Source organism: Bradyrhizobium sp. Mp19 (assembly GCF_029952935.1).
In the GTDB taxonomy this organism is placed as follows: Bacteria; Pseudomonadota; Alphaproteobacteria; order Rhizobiales; family Xanthobacteraceae; genus Bradyrhizobium; species Bradyrhizobium elkanii.
The window spans coordinates 233836-253429 of sequence record NZ_JASAUT010000007.1 but is presented as its reverse complement, the minus strand read 5'-3'; the positions used below and the strand labels follow the sequence as shown (position 1 = coordinate 253429).

At 64.1% G+C, this 19594-nt stretch carries 18 protein-coding genes; 11 read left to right on the top strand and 7 right to left on the bottom strand.

Annotated features, from left to right (window positions below; translation table 11 throughout):
* The first annotated feature begins 66 nt into the window (after window positions 1-66).
* Window positions 67-336, top strand: a complete 270-nt coding sequence (locus QJT82_RS12215) for a hypothetical protein (RefSeq protein ID WP_028339424.1) — start codon at window positions 67-69, stop codon at window positions 334-336.
* Between the two features lie 55 nt (window positions 337-391).
* Here QJT82_RS12215 and QJT82_RS12210 read toward each other — a convergent pair whose 3' ends face one another.
* Window positions 392-1345, bottom strand: coding sequence for a sulfonate ABC transporter substrate-binding protein (locus QJT82_RS12210; RefSeq protein ID WP_035631109.1), 954 nt, complete (start codon window positions 1343-1345; stop codon window positions 392-394).
* 165 nt (window positions 1346-1510) lie between these two features.
* Here QJT82_RS12210 and QJT82_RS12205 point away from each other — a divergent pair, with 165 nt between their 5' ends.
* Window positions 1511-2290, top strand: coding sequence for an SDR family oxidoreductase (locus tag QJT82_RS12205; protein ID WP_028339426.1), 780 nt, complete (start codon window positions 1511-1513; stop codon window positions 2288-2290).
* A 164-nt stretch (window positions 2291-2454) separates the two neighbouring features.
* On the opposite strand, the gene QJT82_RS12200 is transcribed toward QJT82_RS12205, so the two are convergent.
* On the bottom strand, window positions 2455-2754 hold the full coding sequence (locus tag QJT82_RS12200) for an HU family DNA-binding protein (RefSeq protein ID WP_016843119.1): 300 nt from the start codon (window positions 2752-2754) through the stop codon (window positions 2455-2457).
* A gap of 434 nt (window positions 2755-3188) precedes the next feature.
* On the opposite strand from QJT82_RS12200, the gene QJT82_RS12195 reads away from it, so the two are divergent.
* The 4 genes from QJT82_RS12195 to QJT82_RS12180 all read left to right on the top strand — a co-directional run bounded on the left by QJT82_RS12195 (window position 3189) and on the right by QJT82_RS12180 (window position 8453).
* Window positions 3189-4802, top strand: a complete 1614-nt coding sequence (locus QJT82_RS12195) for an ABC transporter substrate-binding protein (RefSeq protein WP_028339427.1) — start codon at window positions 3189-3191, stop codon at window positions 4800-4802.
* A gap of 218 nt (window positions 4803-5020) precedes the next feature.
* Window positions 5021-5998: an ABC transporter permease gene (locus tag QJT82_RS12190; RefSeq protein ID WP_028339428.1), complete on the top strand. Its 978-nt coding sequence runs from the start codon at window positions 5021-5023 to the stop codon at window positions 5996-5998.
* Between the two features lie 2 nt (window positions 5999-6000).
* Window positions 6001-6831: an ABC transporter permease gene (locus QJT82_RS12185; protein WP_016843116.1), complete on the top strand. Its 831-nt coding sequence runs from the start codon at window positions 6001-6003 to the stop codon at window positions 6829-6831.
* Complete coding sequence (locus QJT82_RS12180) at window positions 6828-8453, top strand: ABC transporter ATP-binding protein (protein WP_028339429.1); 1626 nt, start codon at window positions 6828-6830, stop codon at window positions 8451-8453. The genes QJT82_RS12185 and QJT82_RS12180 overlap by 4 nt, the downstream gene beginning before the upstream one ends.
* 16 nt (window positions 8454-8469) lie before the next feature.
* On the opposite strand, the gene QJT82_RS12175 is transcribed toward QJT82_RS12180, so the two are convergent.
* The 3 genes from QJT82_RS12175 to QJT82_RS12165 all read right to left on the bottom strand — a co-directional run bounded on the left by QJT82_RS12175 (window position 8470) and on the right by QJT82_RS12165 (window position 12616).
* Window positions 8470-9615, bottom strand: coding sequence for a fructose 1,6-bisphosphatase (locus QJT82_RS12175; protein ID WP_028339430.1), 1146 nt, complete (start codon window positions 9613-9615; stop codon window positions 8470-8472).
* A gap of 215 nt (window positions 9616-9830) precedes the next feature.
* Window positions 9831-11018 carry a 6-phosphofructokinase gene (locus tag QJT82_RS12170; protein ID WP_028339431.1) on the bottom strand — a complete coding sequence of 396 codons (1188 nt, stop codon included), beginning with the start codon at window positions 11016-11018 and terminating at the stop codon, window positions 9831-9833.
* Between the two features lie 230 nt (window positions 11019-11248).
* Entirely contained in the window at window positions 11249-12616 is a 1368-nt protein-coding gene (locus tag QJT82_RS12165) for an FAD-binding oxidoreductase (RefSeq protein ID WP_028339432.1), read from the bottom strand.
* 77 nt (window positions 12617-12693) lie between these two features.
* Here QJT82_RS12165 and QJT82_RS12160 point away from each other — a divergent pair, with 77 nt between their 5' ends.
* The 4 genes from QJT82_RS12160 to QJT82_RS12145 all read left to right on the top strand — a co-directional run bounded on the left by QJT82_RS12160 (window position 12694) and on the right by QJT82_RS12145 (window position 16760).
* On the top strand, window positions 12694-13548 hold the full coding sequence (locus QJT82_RS12160) for a VOC family protein (RefSeq protein ID WP_028339433.1): 855 nt from the start codon (window positions 12694-12696) through the stop codon (window positions 13546-13548).
* Window positions 13549-13663: 115 nt separating this feature from the next.
* Window positions 13664-14986, top strand: a complete 1323-nt coding sequence (locus QJT82_RS12155; RefSeq protein ID WP_028339434.1) for a sugar ABC transporter substrate-binding protein — start codon at window positions 13664-13666, stop codon at window positions 14984-14986.
* Window positions 14983-15924, top strand: coding sequence for a sugar ABC transporter permease (locus tag QJT82_RS12150; protein WP_028339435.1), 942 nt, complete (start codon window positions 14983-14985; stop codon window positions 15922-15924). The genes QJT82_RS12155 and QJT82_RS12150 overlap by 4 nt, the downstream gene beginning before the upstream one ends.
* Window positions 15925-15935: 11 nt before the next feature.
* On the top strand, window positions 15936-16760 hold the full coding sequence (locus QJT82_RS12145; RefSeq protein WP_028339436.1) for a carbohydrate ABC transporter permease: 825 nt from the start codon (window positions 15936-15938) through the stop codon (window positions 16758-16760).
* Window positions 16761-16904: 144 nt separating this feature from the next.
* Here the strand turns inward: QJT82_RS12145 and QJT82_RS12140 are convergent, their stop codons facing one another.
* Entirely contained in the window at window positions 16905-17516 is a 612-nt protein-coding gene (locus QJT82_RS12140; protein WP_028339437.1) for a TIGR00730 family Rossman fold protein, read from the bottom strand.
* Between the two features lie 105 nt (window positions 17517-17621).
* Window positions 17622-18299 carry an isochorismatase family cysteine hydrolase gene (locus QJT82_RS12135; protein WP_028339438.1) on the bottom strand — a complete coding sequence of 226 codons (678 nt, stop codon included), beginning with the start codon at window positions 18297-18299 and terminating at the stop codon, window positions 17622-17624.
* Between the two features lie 226 nt (window positions 18300-18525).
* Between QJT82_RS12135 and QJT82_RS12130 the strand changes: the two genes are divergently transcribed.
* Complete coding sequence (locus QJT82_RS12130; RefSeq protein WP_028339439.1) at window positions 18526-19539, top strand: formamidase; 1014 nt, start codon at window positions 18526-18528, stop codon at window positions 19537-19539.
* Window positions 19540-19594 lie beyond the last annotated feature (55 nt).

The following is a 19594-nucleotide window of genomic DNA, read 5'->3' as shown; positions in this document are numbered from 1 at the left end:
AACTTCGGATTCGGGACACTAGAGCTCCCGATACGCACAATGGCAATCAGGCAACGAACGGTTTTTGTGATCGAGACCCGCCAGCATGCGGCGTTCGCGTTTGAGGCTGCGAGCCTTGCGCAGGCCCGGCAATTGCTGCGGACGCCATGGCTCGCCGCGGCCTTCGAGGCGTTTCATCGTCGACACCGCGAGCCATCGCAGGCAGGGGAGCCCGCGCGCATCCGTGCGGCCACCCCCGAAGAAGCCATGCTGTATCGCGACGTCGCCGATGAATTTGCCGACGGCTCTGATCGCTTCCTGGTCGCCGAGTTGCCCGATGAGACCGGCGCTTCCTAACAAACGCCATTGCTGGGGAGCGCGCTGGGAGCCCTGCTCAAGGAGTGCCGCCTGCTTACTCCGTCTTCCATTCGGCATCGAATACGTTGATCGCCTTCGGGATCAGCTTGAGGCGGGTGAAGACATCGGCAATCTTCTGCTGCTCCGCAAGCACCGAAGCGTCCACGCGCCGGGCGCCGAGCTCGGCGCGATTGACCGAGCGCTCGATGATGTCGGCGGGCAGACCGATCTTCGGACTGAGTTCGGCCGCGTATTGCTTGCGGTTGTCCCTGATCCATAGATCGATCTCGTCGATCGCCGTCAGCACGGTCGTCAGCACCTTCGGATTCTCTTCGGCGATCGGCCGCGATGCGATGTAGAAGGAAACATTGGCTGCCAGGCCGCTCGCATCCGCAATGCTGCGCGCGCCGAGGCCGATTTCCGCTGCGGCATAATATGGATCCCAGATCACCCAGGCGTCCACCGCGCCGCGTTCGAACGCCGCGCGCGCATCCGCCGGGGCAAGGTAGACCGGCTCGATATCCTGATAGGTCAAACCGTTGGCTTCCAGCGCGCGCACCAGGAAGTAATTGACGTTCGATCCCTTGTTCAACGCGACGCGCTTCTTTCGCAGATCGGGAATCGTCTTGATCGGGCTGTCCTTCGGCACGATGATCGCCTCGTTTCGCGGCGACGCGGGCTCGTAGCCGGCATAGACGATGTTGGCGCCGGCGGCCTGCGCGAAGATCGGCGGCGCCTCGCCCACCGGACCGAAATCGGCCGCGCCGATATTCAGGGATTCGAGCAGCTGCGGGCCGGCCTGAAATTCGTTCCAGCTCACCGTCCAGCCCAGCGGCGCCAGTTTCTGCTCAAGGATACCGCGCTCCTTGAGGAAGATCAGATTGCCGCCGCCCTTCTGAAACGCAACGCGAAAGACCTTGTCTCTCGCCTGCGCTGACGGAAGCGCGCTCCAGCCCAGAAGCAAGCCGGCCATCGCCAGCGCAAGACTTCGACCCAGCCAGTTTCGCATGCTCGCTTTCCCCCTCGAAAGACAGTATTGGAGAGGGCAAGCGTGTTTGATTTTGCGGATCGCAGCAATTTCAAAGATGGGCGATTTCCGGTTCAAGCCTTTCACGCAGCATCGGTGCGGCAGAATTTCTTTGACGCCGTCCGCAACGACAACAGGGAGAGCAGCATGCAACTATCGATGAAGGACCGCGTCGCGGTGGTCACCGGCGGCAGCAAGGGCATCGGGATCGCGGTGGCACGGCGGTTTGCGGAGTCCGGCGCCAAGGTCGCGATCCTCGCCCGCGGCGCCGCCGACCTCGCGGCGGCGCGCGAAGCGCTCGCCAGGGACGGCCTCGTGGTGCGCGATTACGTCTGCGACGTCGCGAAGGCCGCCGACATCACCAAAGCCCACGCCCAGATCGTTGCCGATCTCGGCAAGATAGACGTTCTCGTCAACAACGCCGGCACGGCGCGCACGCTGGCGTTCGAGAGCATCAGCGACGAGGCCTGGCAGGAAGACCTCGACCTGAAACTGTTTGCCGCGATCCGCTTCAGCCGGCTGGTATGGCCGGGCATGAAGCAGCGCAGATGGGGCCGCATCATCAACGTGCTCAACACCTTTGCGAAGGCGCCGGCCGGCAATTCCGCGCCGACCTCGGTGTCGCGCGCGGCCGGCATGGCGCTGACCAAGGTCATGGCCAATGAAGGCGGCGAGCACAACATCCTGGTGAATGCGCTCTTGGTCGGCCTGATCATGAGCGATCAGTGGGTCAAGCGGCATGCTGCCCAGGCGCCGAGCACGGATTTCGGGGAATTCGCCAAGGGCCTTGCCAAGGGCACGCCGCTCGGCCGCATCGGCACGGCCGAGGAGTTCGCCAACCTCGCCTGCTTCCTGGCCTCGGAGCAAGGCTCCTACATCACCGGTACCGCGATCAATGTCGATGGTGGCCGGTCGCCGGTAGTCTAGAGCCCCGGTCCTGGTTCAACCAGAACCAGAGCTCCAGATTCTGCTTTGGCGCGTTTTCTTCACGCGAACCGGTGTCCACTCGCTGGAAAACGCGGGCTGGCAACCAACGGCAGGAAGCGACGGCTCAAAAGCAAAAGGCCTCCGTCACCGGAGGCCTTCTCGTCTTAAACCGCGTCCTTGGCGGCCTTGACCGGCCGTGCGCGGACGATCTTCCGGGCCGGCTTGGCCTTGAACATCATCTCTTCGCCGGTGAAGGGGTTGGTGCCCTTGCGCGCCTTGGTCGCAGGCTTCTTGACCACAACGAACTTCGCGAAGCCGGGGACAAGGAACACCCCGTTCTTCTTCAGCTCCTTGTGGCCGACATCGACGAGCGAGTCCAAAACGTTCTTGACGTCGCGCTTGGAGAGTTCGGTGGTGGTCGCGATCTTCTCGATCACTTGCGACTTCGACAGTTGGGTAGCCATGGTTGCTCCATTGATTCTGGAGTGGGCACGATATGGCGGAAAACGCCGAGAAAAACAGTGTTTTCTGCACTCCCCACCACAATATCGCTGTGGACAGCCCCTGAATCAGGGATTTTTCCAGTGTTTTTTCCAGTCAAGGCGCTTCCGACCCCTAAATTTACAGGGTTTGCGCGGCTTCGGTGCTCCCGAAAACGCCCCCTCGAGAGAATCACCAAGCGCATCCCGCGCGGCCCGAGTGCGACAATGCTGCGCGCAGTCCGGGTTGCGAAGCGCTGCGGCAGGCCACTTCAGGTTTTGGAAACGATCCTCCAAAAGGCCGAGGCATTAGAAAATGACTCGGGTTCCCAATCCAAGGTAACATCCGCGAAGCGTGGCCACGACCGATCGGCTGGCCGCCGGATGCAAGCCTTTATGTATGAGCTGGAGACCCGCGTATGGATTTGAGCCGCCTCGAGATCAACCGCCGCACGGCCCTTCTGACCTCGGCCGCGATTGCGGCCAATGTCATCAATCCGATGCGGGCCTTCGCGCAGGAAACCCCGCGCAAGGGCGGCGTGTTCAACGTCCATTACGGCGCCGAGCAGCGCCAGCTCAATCCCAGCATCCAGGCCTCGACCGGCGTCTACATCATCGGCGGCAAGATTCAGGAGAACCTGGTCGACCTCGACGCCAACGGCCAGCCGGTCGGGGTGCTCGCCGAGAGCTGGGAGGCGACGCCGGACGGCAAGACCGTCACCTTCAAGCTGCGCAAGGGCATCACCTGGCACGACGGCAAGCCGTTCACCTCGGAGGACGTCGCCTTCACCGCGATGAACATGTGGAAGAAGATCCTCAACTACGGATCGACGCTGCAGCTGTTCCTCACATCGGTCGATACGCCCGATCCGCAGACCGCGATCTTCCGCTACGAGCGGCCGATGCCGCTGAACCTGCTGCTTCGCGCCCTGCCCGACCTCGGCTATGTCTCCGCCAAGCATCTCTATGAGAGCGGCGACATCAGGCAGAACCCGACCAATCTGGCGCCGGTCGGCACCGGCCCGTTCAAATTCGTCAAATACGAGCGCGGTCAATACATCATCGCCGACCGCAACCCGGACTATTGGCGGCCGAACGCGCCCTATCTCGACCGCATCGTCTGGAAGGTGATCACCGACCGCGCCGCCGCGGCCGCCCAGATGGAGGCCGGCGAGCTGCACTACAGCCCGTTCTCGGGCCTGACCATTTCGGACATGGCGCGGCTCGGCAAGGACAAGCGCTTCATCGTCTCGACCAAGGGCAATGAGGGCAACGCCCGCACCAACACCATCGAGTTCAACTTCCGCCGCAAGGAGCTGTCCGACATCCGGGTCCGCCGCGCCATCGCGCACGCGATCAACGTGCCGTTCTTCATCGAGAATTTCCTGGGCGATTTCGCCAAGCTCGGCACCGGCCCGATCCCGTCGACCTCGACCGACTTCTATCCGGGGCCGAACACGCCGCAATATCCCTATGACAAGGCCAAGGCGATCGCGCTGCTCGACGAGGCCGGTTTCAAGGCCTCCGGCGGCAACCGCTTCTCGCTGAGGCTCCTGCCGGCGCCGTGGGGCGAGGACATCTCGCTGTGGTCGACCTTCATCCAGCAGTCGCTGGGAGAAATCGGCATCCAGGTCGACATCGTGCGCAACGACGGCGGCGGCTTCCTCAAGCAGGTCTATGACGAGCACGCCTTCGATCTCGCGACCGGCTGGCACCAGTATCGCAACGACCCCGCGGTCTCGACCACGGTGTGGTACCGCTCCGGCCAGCCCAAGGGCGCGCCGTGGACCAACCAGTGGGGCTGGGAGGACAAGACCGTCGACAAGACCATCGACGATGCCGCCACCGAAGTCGATCCGGCCAAGCGCAAGGCGCTCTATGCCGATTTCGTCAAGGAGGTGAACACCGAGCTGCCGGTCTGGATGCCGATCGAGCAGATCTTCGTCACCGTGATCACGGCCAAGGCGCGCAACCACTCCAACACGCCGCGCTGGGGCTCGACGAGCTGGCACGATCTTTGGCTGAGTGCGTGAGGCGTGGCTCACCCCTCATGGTGAGGAGCGCGAAGCGCGTCTCGAACCATGAGGCCCCGGTGGTGGCCTCATCCTTCGAGACGCTTGCTCCGCAAGCTCCTCAGGATGAGGAATTGGCCGGCGCGGACTGGCCCGTTGAAATCAGTGTCTTGACGAACAGATCGAAATGGCGCGACGAAAGTCGTCGCGCTCCAACTCCTTATCGGCCACAATAAGGCATGCGTATCCTGAGCCTTGCGGGGCGGCGGCTCGCCGCCTCGATCCCGACCCTGTTCCTGATCCTGATCGGCGTGTTCCTGCTGTTGCAGCTCGCGCCGGGCGACACCGTCGATGCGCTGATGGCGCAGATGGGCGGCGGCGACGCCGCAACCGCCGAGGCGCTGCGCAAATTCTACGGGCTGAACCTCTCGGTTCCGGCGCAGCTCGGCAACTATCTGTGGCACCTGGTCCGGCTCGACCTCGGCTTCTCCTCGATCTACGGCAAGCCGGTGGCGACCGTGATCCTGGAACGGCTGCCGCCGACCATCCTGCTGATGACGGCGTCGCTGTCATTCGCGTTCTTCTTTGGCCTGGTGTTCGGCGTGATCGCCGCGCGTGGCGTCAACCGCTGGCCGGACACGATGATCTCCACCCTCGGCCTGATCTTCTACGCCACGCCCTCGTTCTGGTTCGGGCTGATGGCGATCGTGCTGTTCTCGGTCTATCTGCAGTGGCTGCCGCCGGGCGGCTTCGAGGATATCGGCAACGTGCAGACCGGAATCTGGCGCGTGCTCGATATCGCGGCCCATCTGGTGCTGCCGACGCTGACGCTCGGGCTGATCTTCCTCGCGATCTATTTGCGCATCATGCGCGCCTCGATGCTGGAGGTCTTGAACCTCGATTTCGTCCGCACCGCCCGCGCCAAGGGGCTGGACGAGACCCATGTCGTCACCCGCCATGTGCTGCGCAACGCGCTGCTGCCGATGGTGACGCTGATCGGATTGCAGGCCGGCACCATGCTCGGCGGCTCGGTCGTGGTGGAGAGCGTGTTCTCCCTGCCCGGCCTCGGTCGCCTCGCCTATGAATCCGTGGTGCAGCGCGACCTCAACACCCTGCTCGGCATCGTCTTCGTGTCCGCACTGCTGGTCATATCAGTGAATTTCGTCGTCGACCTGCTCTACGCGCGGCTCGATCCGCGCATCGCGGCGGAGGGCTGACGATGGATGCCGTGAAACGCTACTTCCGCAGCCCGGCCGCGGTGATCGGCCTAATCCTGTTGCTGCTTGTCATCGCGATGGCAATCAGCGCGGGTCTCCTCTATCCGCGCGATCCGCTCGCTTTGGCGGGCCGGCCGCTGATCTGGCCGTTCTCCAACCCGCGCTTCCTGCTCGGCACCGACAATTCCGGCCGTGACATCGCCGCCCAGATCTTCTACGGCGCGCGCATCTCGCTGTTGATCGGCGGCGTCGCCACCGTGATCGCGATCCTGATCGGCATCCTGGTCGGCGCCTTCGCCGGCTATTACGGCGGCTGGGTCGACAATGTCCTGATGCGGATCACGGAAGCGTTCCAGACGCTGCCGAACTTCGTGCTGCTGCTGGTGCTGGTCGCGGTGTTCGGCTCGACCCTGACCACGGTGACGATCGCGGTCGGCGTGGTGTCATGGCCGGCGCCGGCGCGGCTGACCCGCGCCGAGTTCCTGTCGCTGCGCAACCGCGAATTCGTGCAGGCCGGCAAGACGCTCGGCATGAAGGACGTCCAGCTCATCCTCGGCGAAATCCTGCCCAACGCGCTGCCGCCTGTGATCGTCTACGCCAGCGTGGTGATGGCGGTCGCGATCCTGCTGGAAAGCGCGCTCGCCTTCCTGAGGCTGTCCGATCCCAACGTCGCCTCCTGGGGCAATCTGATCGGGCTCGGCCGCGACGTGCTCCGGGTGCAGTGGTACGTCTCGGCGATCCCCGGCATTGCGATCCTCGTCACCGTGCTCGCGGTGTCGCTGGTCGGCCAGGGCCTCAACGACGCGCTCAATCCGAGGCTGAAGAGCCGATGAGCGAGAGCGTCCTTTCCCTCGACGCCCTGACGGTGCGCCTGCCCAAGGGCGCCGACCGCCCCCATGCGCTGTCCGACATCTCGCTGTCGGTCGCCTCCAACGAGATCCTCTGCGTGGTCGGCGAGTCCGGCTCCGGCAAGTCGATGATGGCGAACGCCATCATGCGGCTGCTGCCGAACGAGGTGACGATCGAACGGGGCCGGATGATGTTCGACGGCCGCGACCTCTGCGCTGCCGACAGCGCCGAAATGCGCGACGTGCGCGGCGCCGGGATTGCGATGATCTTCCAGGAGCCGATGACCGCGCTCAATCCGCTGCGCACCATCGGCGACCAGATCGGCGAGATGTTTGCGATCCACACCGGCCTGTCGAAGTCCGAGATCAATTCGCGGGTGCTGGCGCTGCTCGACGACGTCCGCATCCCCGACCCCAAGGCTGCCGCGAAGGCCTACCCGCACGAGCTCTCCGGCGGCCAGCGCCAGCGCGCCATGATCGCGATGGCGCTGGCGCTCGACCCGAAGCTCCTGATCGCGGACGAGCCGACCACCGCGCTCGACGTCACGACGCAGGCACAGATCCTGAAGCTGATCCGCGATTTGCAGCAGCGCAAGAAGACCGCGGTGCTGTTCATCACGCATGATTTCGGCGTGGTCGCCGAGATCGCCGACCGCGTCGTGGTGATGCAGCACGGCGCGATCGTCGAGCAAGGCGCGGCCGACAAGGTGCTGAACGATCCGCAGCATGCCTACACGAAACAACTGATTGCGGCCGTTCCGCCGCTGACGGCGCCACCGCCGCGCATTCTCTCCGGCAAGGACATCCTGACCATCGACGGTGTCTCGAAAACCTACCGCACCGGCGGCTTCCTCGGCCGCGGGGCGCGGATCACGGAAGCCGTCAAGAATGTCTCGCTGCACCTGCCGCGCGGCGCGACGCTCGGCATCGTCGGCGAATCCGGTTCGGGCAAATCGACGCTTGCGCGCTGCATCGTGCGGCTGATCGATCCCGACACCGGGTCGATCGTGCTCGACGGCAAGGACTGGGCAAAGCTCGGCCGCGACGATATCAGGCGCGAGACCCGCCACATCCAGATGGTGTTCCAGGATCCGTTCGCCTCGCTCAATCCGCGCCGCAAGGCGGCCGAGCTGGTGGCGCAGGGACCGATCGTGCACGGCACCGACCGCGCCACCGCGATTGCGGAAGCGCGAAAGCTGTTCGAGCTGGTCGGCCTCGATCCGTCCGCCGGCGATCGCTACCCGCACGAATTCTCCGGCGGCCAGCGGCAACGCATCGGGCTCGCCCGGGCACTGGCGTTGAAGCCGGACGTGCTGGTGGCCGACGAGCCGGTCTCGGCGCTCGACGTCTCGGTGCAGGCGCAGGTCTTGAAGCTGCTCGCCGGGCTGCGCCAGCAGCTCGGCCTCTCCATCATCTTCATCACGCATGATCTGCGGGTCGCTGCACAGATCTGCGATCTCGTCGCCGTGATGAAGGATGGCGCCGTGGTCGAGCAAGGGCTGACCGCCGAGGTGTTCGGCAAGCCGCAGCACCCCTATACGCAGGCGCTGCTGTCGGCGATCCCCGGCGGCGCGTTCGCGCGCGAGCACGGCACCGCAACCGTATAACCGGGCACGCGCGGCCCTACTCCGCCGCTTGCGGCTTGGGCTCCTCGCGCAGCCGGAAGCGCTTCAGCAATCCGGATACCGTGTCGCGGAAGCCGCCATATTCCAGCTCTGAATAGGGCAGCATCGCAGCGCCGGACCAGCCCTGGCTGCGCATCTCGATCGCCTTGCGCTGCGCGCGCCGGCGGACCTCGTCCCACGCAAGGTTGTCAAAGAAATCGGTATAGGACTCCGAGAACTTCCCGTCCCGGTCGATCGAGAAGCCGACGCAGGACACGATCGGCAGGCAGTACATCCCCGTCACCGGGGTGTTGAGCGGCACCGGCATGAGCGGCATCACATGCGAGCCGCGCGCATCGCCGCCCACGAAGTGCGCCTTGGCGAAGGGCGAGATGATTTCTTCGGGCGCCGCGAAAATGCCCTGGTTCCTGACGACCGCGACCGGATCATCCTTGCCGGTGTACTTGCCTGCGATGGAGTGAAGGCGCTGCGCCGAAACGGCGACGGCGACCTCGCCATAGGTTTTCGAGACGATGCGATCAATGCCGAAGCGCTCGTTGTCGCGAAGCAGCGCCGCAATGTGGTAGCCGTCCGCGGGCGCATCGAGTTCGATCACGCTGTCGCCGGCCGTGTTGTCCATATCGATGATATGGAAACGGAAGCCCTTGATCATCGGGGGCAGCATCAGCCCGGCGCAATACATGGGATCGGCAAAAGCCAGATAGAGCGGCAGGTTGTAGGCGCCGGGGCCGCATTTGTCCGCGGCGAACACCATGAAGGACTCCGCGGGTCTCGCGCCCGAGAGGCTGTGGTCGAAGCTGAGTTCGGCGACGGCCGGGCCCGCGCCGCGAACGTTTCCGGAAGGGGCGTCGACGAGAAGATCCTGGCCGGCGCCGTAGAGCCCGGAGGTCTTCGCAACCGCAGTGGCCGCGAGAAACGTCTTCCAGGCGAATTGGTGGACTTCGGAGCTCCCTTCGCCCCGCGTGTGCGTCATGATGATCGCAATATCGTCGCCGGTATGGCGCACGAAACCGTCGATCAGGAGACCGTTGTCGATCGCTTTCGCGACCTCCCCTTCGACAGCCGCCATCATGCGCGCAGATGGTTTCGTGTGGCCCCCAACGGAGCCAATGTCAGCCTTGATGACCGAAATGGTGAGTTTCATGAGCATCCCTCCGACCGCAGCGCAGCGCCTTCGCCTCGGCGCTCGCTGCGCCGGGGGCGACGGCGCGCTCATTTGCGAAAAAGAACGTCGTGTGGTGCGACAGGTTCCCTGCGCAAATTGCTTGCGGAACTATGGCCCCTCCGTCACCGCGTGTCGATACGGGCTATCGACGCATCTGGAATAGCTCGTCATGCTCGATGGGGTTACCACCCGCCCTATGAAGCGCGGTTGAGAAAGATCGGCAGGCCCCGCTTGTTGGAATAGAGAGGACGGTAGCGCTCGGTGTTGTAGGCGCTTGCGACGTCCAATTTGCGTGGCCCGAGCTTGGCGTCGGGGATCGGCACGAGGTCGTAGCGGCCCTCGACCAGCGCCGACATGAGGCCGGTTTTGCCTTCCAGGATCGCATCGTAAGCCATGTTGCCGAACGTCAGCGCCACAAGCTTGTCGATGAAGTCCGGATCGCCTGACCGCAGGTCGTAGGTGAGGTCAGAAACGATGGTCTCCTCGCCGGTGCGCCGCTTGATCTCGTCCGCGAACGCTTCGGCCACGCTCGCCTTCCTGCGGTGACCGTAGGCGTCAGGCTCGCCGAATTCCTGCACCCTGTAGCCTTCCCACTCGGCGCCCTCGCTGAGCACGATCAGCGCGTAGTTGCTTGGGTTGCCGTGCTTGTCATCGAGGAGAAGCTGGATCAGCTTGTCGAGATTGACCTTGTACTCCGGTATGGCGCATCGGATCGAGGTTGCGTATGCGGTATAGAGTGCCGTAAAGCCGGCATCGCGACCAAAGACGCGGAAAATGCCGATTCGCTCGTGCGAGCCGACGGTGGTGCGCTGGCGCTGGATGGCATCGCTGGCACGGGTGATCGCGGTCGAGAAGCCGATGCAGTATTCGGTGTTGCGAACGTCGTTGTCCATCGTCTTCGGAATGGCAATGATCTTGACGCCTCGCCTGTTGAGCTTGTCCGCGTAGCTGAGAGTATCGTCGCCGCCGATGGCGATCAGATGTTCGATACCGAGCCCCGCGAGATTCGCGAGCACCTCGTTGGTGAGGTCCCACGTCGCGGTTGCGATGCCACCCTTGGTGCTCCGGGAAACCGGAAAGTCGCGGCCCGCGAGATGATCGGGCAACTTCTTCATTTTGGAGGGATTGGTGCGGCTCGAGTGCAGCACGGTGCCGCCGCGCCGGTCGATGACGCGCGTGTTTTCGCGGTTCAGCGGGATGATGTAATGGGACTTGCTCGACGGGTCGTCGAGGTTGAGGTGCGTGAGGGCCTCCCAGCCGCGGCGGAGACCGACAACCTCGATGTCGTCCTCGCTGCCGCGATAAGTCACGCTCTTGATCACCGCGTTAAGGCCAGGGACGTCGCCGCCTCCCGTAAGAATACCAATGCGCTTCCTCGCCATGCCCACCTCCCAGGGTTGCTATCTGGCAATAACGCCTGCGTCGCGTCGGGGTTTCCACAACGCTCTCCGTCAACGGCGGAATCCTCGTGATCGCGGCAGCCGGCCGAACCTGCTTGGGCCCCCCCTTGGGCCCTCACTCTTCCAGCGACGTTCTCCGACCAGTCCCCACCTCGGGCGGCTTGCCCTCCATGCCCTTTATCTCGCGTGCGTGGCGCGACGTTGCTCCGCGCTTACCGTGAACGGCGCGAGGCGAGGAAATACTCCGCCCATCGCAGCAACTCGAAACGATCGCCCTTGACCAGCTCCTGCGCGTCGCGGCGCCGGTAGAGCAACAGCATCCAGGGCGCGAGCTTGCGCAACAAGCCATGCGCCATGTACTGCACCGGCTCGGAGAACGGCAGCGCCAGCTCGCTTTCCGGGACGCCCTGGACCGCGCGTGCCAATTCGCGGCCGAGCGGGATCGTCAATGCGACCGCGCGGCCGTTGCAGCCGGTCCAGCCATAAGCGTTCGGACCCAGCCGGTGCATGCGCGGCAGGAAATCCGCGGTCATCCCGACATAGCCGTTCCAGACATAGTCGAAGGAGACGTCGCCGATCTGCGGCCACAGGCGCTGCAACCGCTCGGTCACCCGCGCCTTCAGCCGCCCGGTCTTGTCGCCGGGGCCGAGCACGGCACCGCCGGTGACGAGGCGGTTGCGGGCGTCGTAGCGCGCGAAATACAGTTCGCCATGGGTGTCCGACATCGCCTGCCGGGCGGGGATGATGGTCTTGCGGACATTGTCCGACAGCGGCTGCGTCGCCATCTGCCACGACAGCACCGGCATCACCTCGGTCGCGATCTTCGGCACCAGCGATTTCGCGAACTCGCCGCTATAGGCATTGGTCGCGACCACCAGCGCGCGGCCGGAAATTTCACCCTTTTCCGTCTTCACCACCCAGCGATCGCCGCGGCGCTCGAAACTGAGTGCCGGCGAGCGGGCATAGATCCGCGCACCGAGGCCGAGCACGGTGCGCGCAAGGCCCCGCGCCAGCGCCAGCGGATTGACGTGGCCGCCGGTCCTGTTCCAGAAGCCGCCGTACCAGGCATCCGAGCCGAGCATGTCGCTGGTCTGATCGCGCGACAGCAGCTCAACAGGCGCGCCGAATTTCGACCATTGCTGCACCCGCCGCTCCGCGATCCTGATGCGGCCCGGCGAGTGCACCGGCTGCACCCAGCCGGCCTGCTCCTGCTCGGCCTCGATGTTGTAGCGCCTGACGACGTCGAACAGATCAGCGGCGCTGTCGCGCAGCACCGCGACGAAGCGCTCGCCGGCCGCGCCGTGCCTCGCGATGATGTCATCGGGATCGGGACGCGACAGCGTCGGGATCACCTGGCCGTTGTTGCGCCCCGAGGCGCCCCAGCCCGGTTCGGCGGCCTCGACGATCGCGACGTCGACATTGGCCTCGCGCAGATGCAGTGCGGTCGATAGACCCGTGAAGCCGCCGCCGATGATCACGACATCGGCCTGCTGCGCGCCGGTCAGCTCGGGACAATCAGGGCCGGAGGGCGTCACTGCTGCCCAGAGCGAATTGGGCCAGCGCACGGCATTGCTGTTCATCATGATCCTTCCTTGCGGGCGCCCGGTCATTCTGGTTAGCTAATTCTACTCTCCTATTCCAGCCGGGAAGACAACAAGTGGCACTCAAGAACGTCATCGGAATCGATCACGCCGTGGTCATGGTGAAGGACCTCGACAAGGCCGCCGAGAACTACAAGCGGCTCGGCTTCACCGTGTCGCCGCGCGGCACCCATAGCGCGCATATGGGATCGGGCAATTACACCATCATGTTCGACCCCGATTACATGGAATTGCTCGGCGTGCTGACGCCGACCGAACACAACGCTCCGGCGCGCGCCTTCCTCGAAAAGCGCGGCGAAGGCATCGAACGCATTGCGTTCACCGCGGTGGATTCCGCTGCCGGCGCCGAGGAGATTCGCGCGCGCGGCTATGCGCCCATCGGGCCGACCGATTTCGAACGCCCGGTGACCCTGCCTGATGGCACGGTCTCCGCAGCGAAATTCCGTACCTTCCAATGGCCGACCGCGGAGGCGCCCGGCGGCGTCCGCATCTTCGCCTGCCAGCACAAGACCCGCGAGACGGTGTGGATTCCCGAATTGATGACGCACGCCAATGGGGCAAAACGCCTCAAGCAGGTGCTGATCGTCTCGCCCGATCCCGCAGCCGATGCCGCGCATCTCTCCAAGATGATCGACGTCGCCGCCAGGAATGACGCCGACGGTGCCGTTGCGGTGCCGTCCGGCGGCGACCGCGCCGACTTCGTGTTCCTGACCAGGGATCAGCTCGGCAAACGTTATCCCGGCGTATCGCTGGATGGCCTGTCCGACCGCGGCGGCGCCGGCCTCGTGATCGCGGCCGATCTTGCCGCGACCGAGAAGGCGCTGGGCTCAGCCGGCGTGAAGAGCGGCAACAGCATCACCGTGCCGCCGGCCTCCGGCAACGGCACCCTGCTCGCTTTCGTCAAGGCATAGCTGCCATACCATGCGCGGCGCAGCGTTATGCAACGGCGCCGCGCATGTGGGACTAGGCACAGAAAGTTGAGGCGCTAGTATCTCTCCCAAACAAGAACCGTCCAGGGAGAGAAACATGTCGCATCACCTGATCTCGCGCCGGCAGATGCTGGCCGGCACCGCTGCCGCCGGCGCGGTTGGATTGACCGGATTTCCGGCCCGCGCCGACATCAACTGGAAGAAATATTCCGGCACCACGCTCGAGGTGATCCTCGCCAAGGGGCCGCGCGGCGACAATCTGCAAAAATACATCAAGGAATTTACCGAGCTCACCGGCATCAAGGTCGAGTCGGAGCAGATTCCCGAGCAGCAGCAGCGCCAGAAATGCGTGATCGAGCTGTCCTCGGGCAAGCCGAGCTTCGACGTCGTGCACCTGAGCTATCACGTGCAGAAGCGGCAGTTCGAGAAGGCCGGCTGGCTCGCCGACATGTCGGGCTACCTGAAGGATCCGAGCATGACGCCGCCGGACCTCGTCGAGAGCGATTTCTCGGCGGCCGGCCTGCAATATGCGCGCAACGACAAGGGCCAGATGCTGTCGCTGCCATGGTCGGTCGACTATTTCATCCTCTACTACAACAAGGAGCTGTTCCAGAAGAAGGGCGTCGAGGTCCCGAAGACGCTCGAGGAGATGGCAATCGCGGCCGAGAAGCTGACCGATCCGAAGGAAGGCATCTACGGCTTCGTCGGCCGCGGCCTGCGCAACGCCAACATGGCGATGTGGACCAACTTCTATCTGAACTATGGCGGCGAATTCCTCGATGCCAAGGGCAACATCCTGACCGACGGCCCCGAGGCGATCGAAGCCACCAAGCTCTATCAGCGGCTGCTGACGAAATGCGCGCCTCCCGGCGTCGCCGGCTTCAACTGGATGGAGTCGATGGCGTCCTTCACGCAAGGCCGGTCGGCGATGTGGATCGACGCCGACGGCTGGGCGCCGCCGCTGGAAGATCCCGCCGCCTCGCGCGTCGTCGGCAAGGTCGGCTACACGCTGGTGCCCGCCGGTCCCAAGGGCAAGTTCTCCTCGACCTATGGCGACGGCGTCGGCATCGCCGCGGCGAGCAAGAACAAGGAAGCCGCCTATTTGCTCTGCCAATGGGTGGTCTCGCGCGGCCAGGGCGCGCGCCTGCTGCAGGCCGGCGGCGGCGTGCCGTTCCGCAACTCCATCGTCGACGATGCCGAAGTCGCCAAGGGGGTGAAGACCAAGGAATGGCTGCAGTCGGTGGTTGATTCCGCCAAGATCTCGAAGCTCGGCCTGCCCGTCATCATCCCGGTCGCCGAATTCCGCGACATCGTCGGCGCGGCGCTGACCGCGACGCTGTCGGGCGCCGATCCCGCCACCGAGCTGAAGAAGGCGCACGAGCAATTCCGCCCCATCCTGGAGCGTAGCGAAAAAGCGTGAGCGTCGTAACACAGACTGAGCCGGCGGCAACGACCGAGAGCGTTGCGCCGGCGCGTGAATGGCGTCCGCCGTCCTATTGGCCGTTCGTGATCCCGGCGCTGGTCGTGGTGCTGGCGGTGATCATCTTTCCGTGGGTGTTCACGATCTGGATGAGCCTGCAGGAATGGAAGGTCGGCTCGCCGACCGTCTTCGTCGGGCTCGCCAACTATCTGCGGCTGCCGACCGATCCGCGCTTCGTCGAGGCGGTCGGGCACACGCTGTCCTACACGGCGCTGTCGGTCGTACTGCCGCTGGTGTTCGGCACGCTGGCGGCGGTGGTATTCCATCAGAAGTTCGCCGCGCGCGGTTTCCTGCGCGGCATCTTCATCATGCCGATGATGGCGACCCCGGTGGCGATCGCGCTGGTGTGGACCATGATGTTCCACCCGCAGCTTGGCGTGCTCAACTATCTGCTGTCGCTGGTCGGCCTGCCGCCGCAGCTCTGGGTGTTCAACCCCGCGACGGTGATCCCCTCGCTGGTGCTGGTCGAGACCTGGCAATGGACGCCGCTGGTGATGCTGATCGTGCTCGGCGGCCTCGCTGCGATCCCGACCGAACCCTATGAAAGCGCGCAGATCGACGGCGCCAATTTCTGGCAGGTGTTCCGCTTCATCACGTTGCCCTTGATCATGCCGTTTCTGTTCATCGCCGGCATGATCCGCATGATCGACGCGGTGAAGAGCTTCGACATCATCTTCGCGATCACGCAAGGAGGACCGGGTTCGGCGTCGGAGACCATCAACGTCTATCTCTACAGCGTCGCCTTCGTCTATTACGACCTCGGCTACGGATCGGCGATTGCGGTGGTGTTCTTCCTCCTGATCGTGGCGCTGGCGGCACTGCTGCTTTACTTGCGCAAGCGCCTGCTGTGGACATCTGAACTCGGGGGCGAGGCATGAACCCGCGTCAGATAGCTTTGCGTCAGATTCTCGGGCGGATCGGGCTTTGGCTGTCGGTGTTCGTCATCGTCTCGCCGGCGATCCTGTTCTTCCTCTGGATGGCCTCGCTGTCGCTCAAATTCGAGATCGACAACGCTTCCTATCCACCGGTGTTCTTTCCAGAGCATATCGCCTGGAAGAACTATGCCGACGTGTTCGCCTCCAACCGCTTCCTGACCTATTTCAGCAACAGCCTTGTGGTCACCGGCTGCGCCACGGGACTTGCGATGCTGGTCGGCGTGCCCGCGGGCTACGGCATCGCGCGGATGGCCGCGCATAAGTCGGCGATCGTGATCCTGATCGCGCGCATCACGCCCGGCCTGTCGTATCTGATCCCGCTGTTCCTGCTGTTCCAGTGGCTCGGCCTGCTCGGCACGCTGGTGCCACAGATCATCATCCACCTCGTCGTCACGGTGCCGATCGTGATCTGGATCATGATCGGCTATTTCGAGACCACGCCGCTGGAACTGGAGGAAGCCGCGCTGATCGACGGCGCGACGCGCTGGCAGGTGTTCCGCCATGTCGCGCTGCCGATCGCCAAGCCGGGGCTCGCGGTCGCCTTCATCCTCGCGGTGATCTTCTCCTGGAACAACTTCGTGTTCGGCATCGTGCTGGCCGGGCGCGAAACCCGCACGCTGCCGGTCGCGGTCTACAACATGATCTCGTTCGATCAGCTGAGCTGGGGCCCGCTCGCCGCCGCCGCATTGATCGTGACGGCGCCGGTGCTGCTGCTCACCGTGATGGCGCAGCGGCAGATCGTGGCGGGGCTCACCGCGGGCGCGGTGAAGGGCGGCTAGAGCGCGTACTCGTAAATCCGCCCGCCGAATGACGCCTGCATTACCGTCAGAAGCGGACAAACGACGCGCGCTCGGTCATGTCGGCTGAGGCCAATAGCAGAAGCCGACGGCACCCGGCCCCATTACGTCTGAGGACACCGAAATCTACATCTTGTCGATGATCGACGAACCACCGACTTCGGACGCGCTCTCTTTAGCAGCGGCCGCGACAATCGCGGGGATTACGTCCTCGGCACGATCAACGACAATGGGTTGAAGCAGGTGGTCTCTATGAAGGAAACCTGCGCTGCGTATGTGGTCCAGCATTGCCATCATCGGCGCCCAAAAATCTTTGATGTTCACCAGGACCATCGGCTTACGGTGCTGCCCAAGCTGGGCCCAAGTCATGATTTCCACGATTTCCTCGACGGTGCCGATGCCACCCGGAAGTGCCACGAAGGCATCAGAACGCTCGAACATTCTGTGTTTGCGTTCGTGCATGGTGTCTGTGATCGTCAAGTCTTCGAACATCTTGAGCGCATCAGTCGTCGTTTCCCAGTTTGTGAGAAATCTCGGAATGATCGCGCCGACCTTGCCGCCGTTGTTCAGTGTGCCGCGAGCGACCGCGCCCATCACACCATGGGTTCCGCCGCCGTAGATCAGCGTCAATCCCGATGCTGCAAGAGCGTGTCCCAATCGTTCGCCTGCCTCGACGTAGGCAACGTCGCGACCGGGCGAGGAGCCGCAATAGACGCAGACTGCTTTGATCGTGCTCATGTGGAGGATAAACGCGATGCACGGCCATAGCGTCAAGCTTGTTGTGCTCGCCAGAGTCCGCTTAGGGTCACAAAGGCGATATCCCTGACGCGTCCCCTCGCCCCTCTAGCCAGCGAGCGCCTCCAGCACCGCGGCTGAATCGGTGACCCAGCCGAAGATGCCGCCCTGGGCCTTGATCATCTTCAGGCCCATCTCGTGGAATTCCGGGAAGTACGACGCGCAGCCGTCTGATATCACGACGCAGCGGTAGCCGCGGTCGTTGGCCTCGCGCACCGTGGTGTTGACGCAGACCTCGGTGGTGACGCCGCAGACCAGGAGATTCTCGATGCCGTATTTCTGCAGAATGTCGCCGAATTCGGTGGCGTAGAACGCGCCCTTGCCGGGCTTGTCGATCACGATCTCGCTGCCCTGCGGATAGAGCTCGGGAATGATGTCGTGCCCCGCCTCGCCGCGGATCAGGATCCGCCCCATCGGTCCGGGATCGCCGATCCGAAGCGACGGCGCGCCGCGCTCGACCTTCGCAGGCGGCGCGTCGGAGAGATCGGGCAGATGGCCCTCCCGGGTATGGACCACGAGCAGCCCGGCGTCGCGCACGGCCGCGAGCACTGCGGCAATCGGCTTCACCGCGCGGGCAAGCTGGCTGACGTCATTGCCGAGCGTCTCGCCGAAGCCCCCTCGCTCCATGAAATCGCGCTGCATGTCGATGATGACGAGCGCGGTCCTGCTCCAGTCGAGCGTGATCGGCGCCGGCTCCGCCGCGATCGTCCCGCTTGAATTCGCCATGACGCACGCCCCGAATGCGAGGAAACCAGCATTTGATTAAGCAAACCGCGTGCCATTGCGCAATGATGCGGCGCATCGCGGCGATCCCGATCAGCATGTGACCGTACGCCTGCATTTGCGCATTCTGCGATCTTGCTGGCATGATCGTTGCTAGCTGGGAGCCCGACCGAACGAAGATCATCGTTCGCGAAATGACAGCCCATTTCAAACAGGCGGGAGGACAGGCATGAATGGACTTGGCGGTCTCAACAAGTCACCCAACGGCGTGGTGATCGGACTGGTGCAGCTGCAGTTGCCTGTGGTTGCGACAAGGTCCGACCTGGCACGGCAGACGGAGCGCATCGTCTGGATGGTCGGCAAGGCGCGGCGCAACCTCGGAACCATGGACCTCGTCGTGTTCCCCGAATACTCGCTGCACGGCCTCTCGATGGATACCAATCCGGAGATCATGTGCCGGCTCGACGGGCCTGAAGTCGCGGCTTTCAAGCGGGCCTGCATCGAGAACAAGATCTGGGGCTGCTTCTCCATCATGGAGTTCAACCCGCACGGCAACCCCTATAATTCAGGGCTGATCATCGACGATCACGGCGATATCAAGCTCTACTACCGCAAATTCCATCCCTGGATTCCGGTCGAGCCGTGGGAGCCGGGCAATATCGGCATTCCCGTGATCGACGGACCGAAGGGCGCCAAGATTGCGCTGATCATCTGCCATGACGGCATGTTCCCGGAGATGGCGCGGGAATGCGCCTACAAGGGCGCGGAGATCATGATCCGCACCGCAGGCTACACCGCGCCGATCCGCGACAGCTGGCGCTTCACCAACCAGGCCAACGCGTTCCAGAACCTGATGGTCACGGCCAATGTCTGCATGTGCGGCTCGGACGGGTCGTTCGACTCGATGGGCGAAGGCATGATCGTCAATTTCGACGGCAGCATCATCGCGCACGGCACCACGGGGCGGGCCGACGAGATCATCACCGCCGAGGTGCGGCCCGACCTCGTGCGCGAGGCGCGGATCAACTGGGGCGTCGAGAACAACATCTATCAGCTCTGGCACCGCGGCTATGTCGCGGTGAAGGGCGGCGCGATGGATTGCCCCTACACGTTCATGCAGGACATGGTGTCCGGCCGCTTCCGCCTGCCCTGGGAAGATCAGGTCAAGATTACCGACGGCACGTCCTGCGGCTTTCCCGCACCGACACGGATGTTCGGCAAGACCGCGAAGGCCGCCGAGTAGCCGGCCCTTTGATGTGAGCATGATCTCTCCGGAAAACCGCTCCACACTTTTCCGG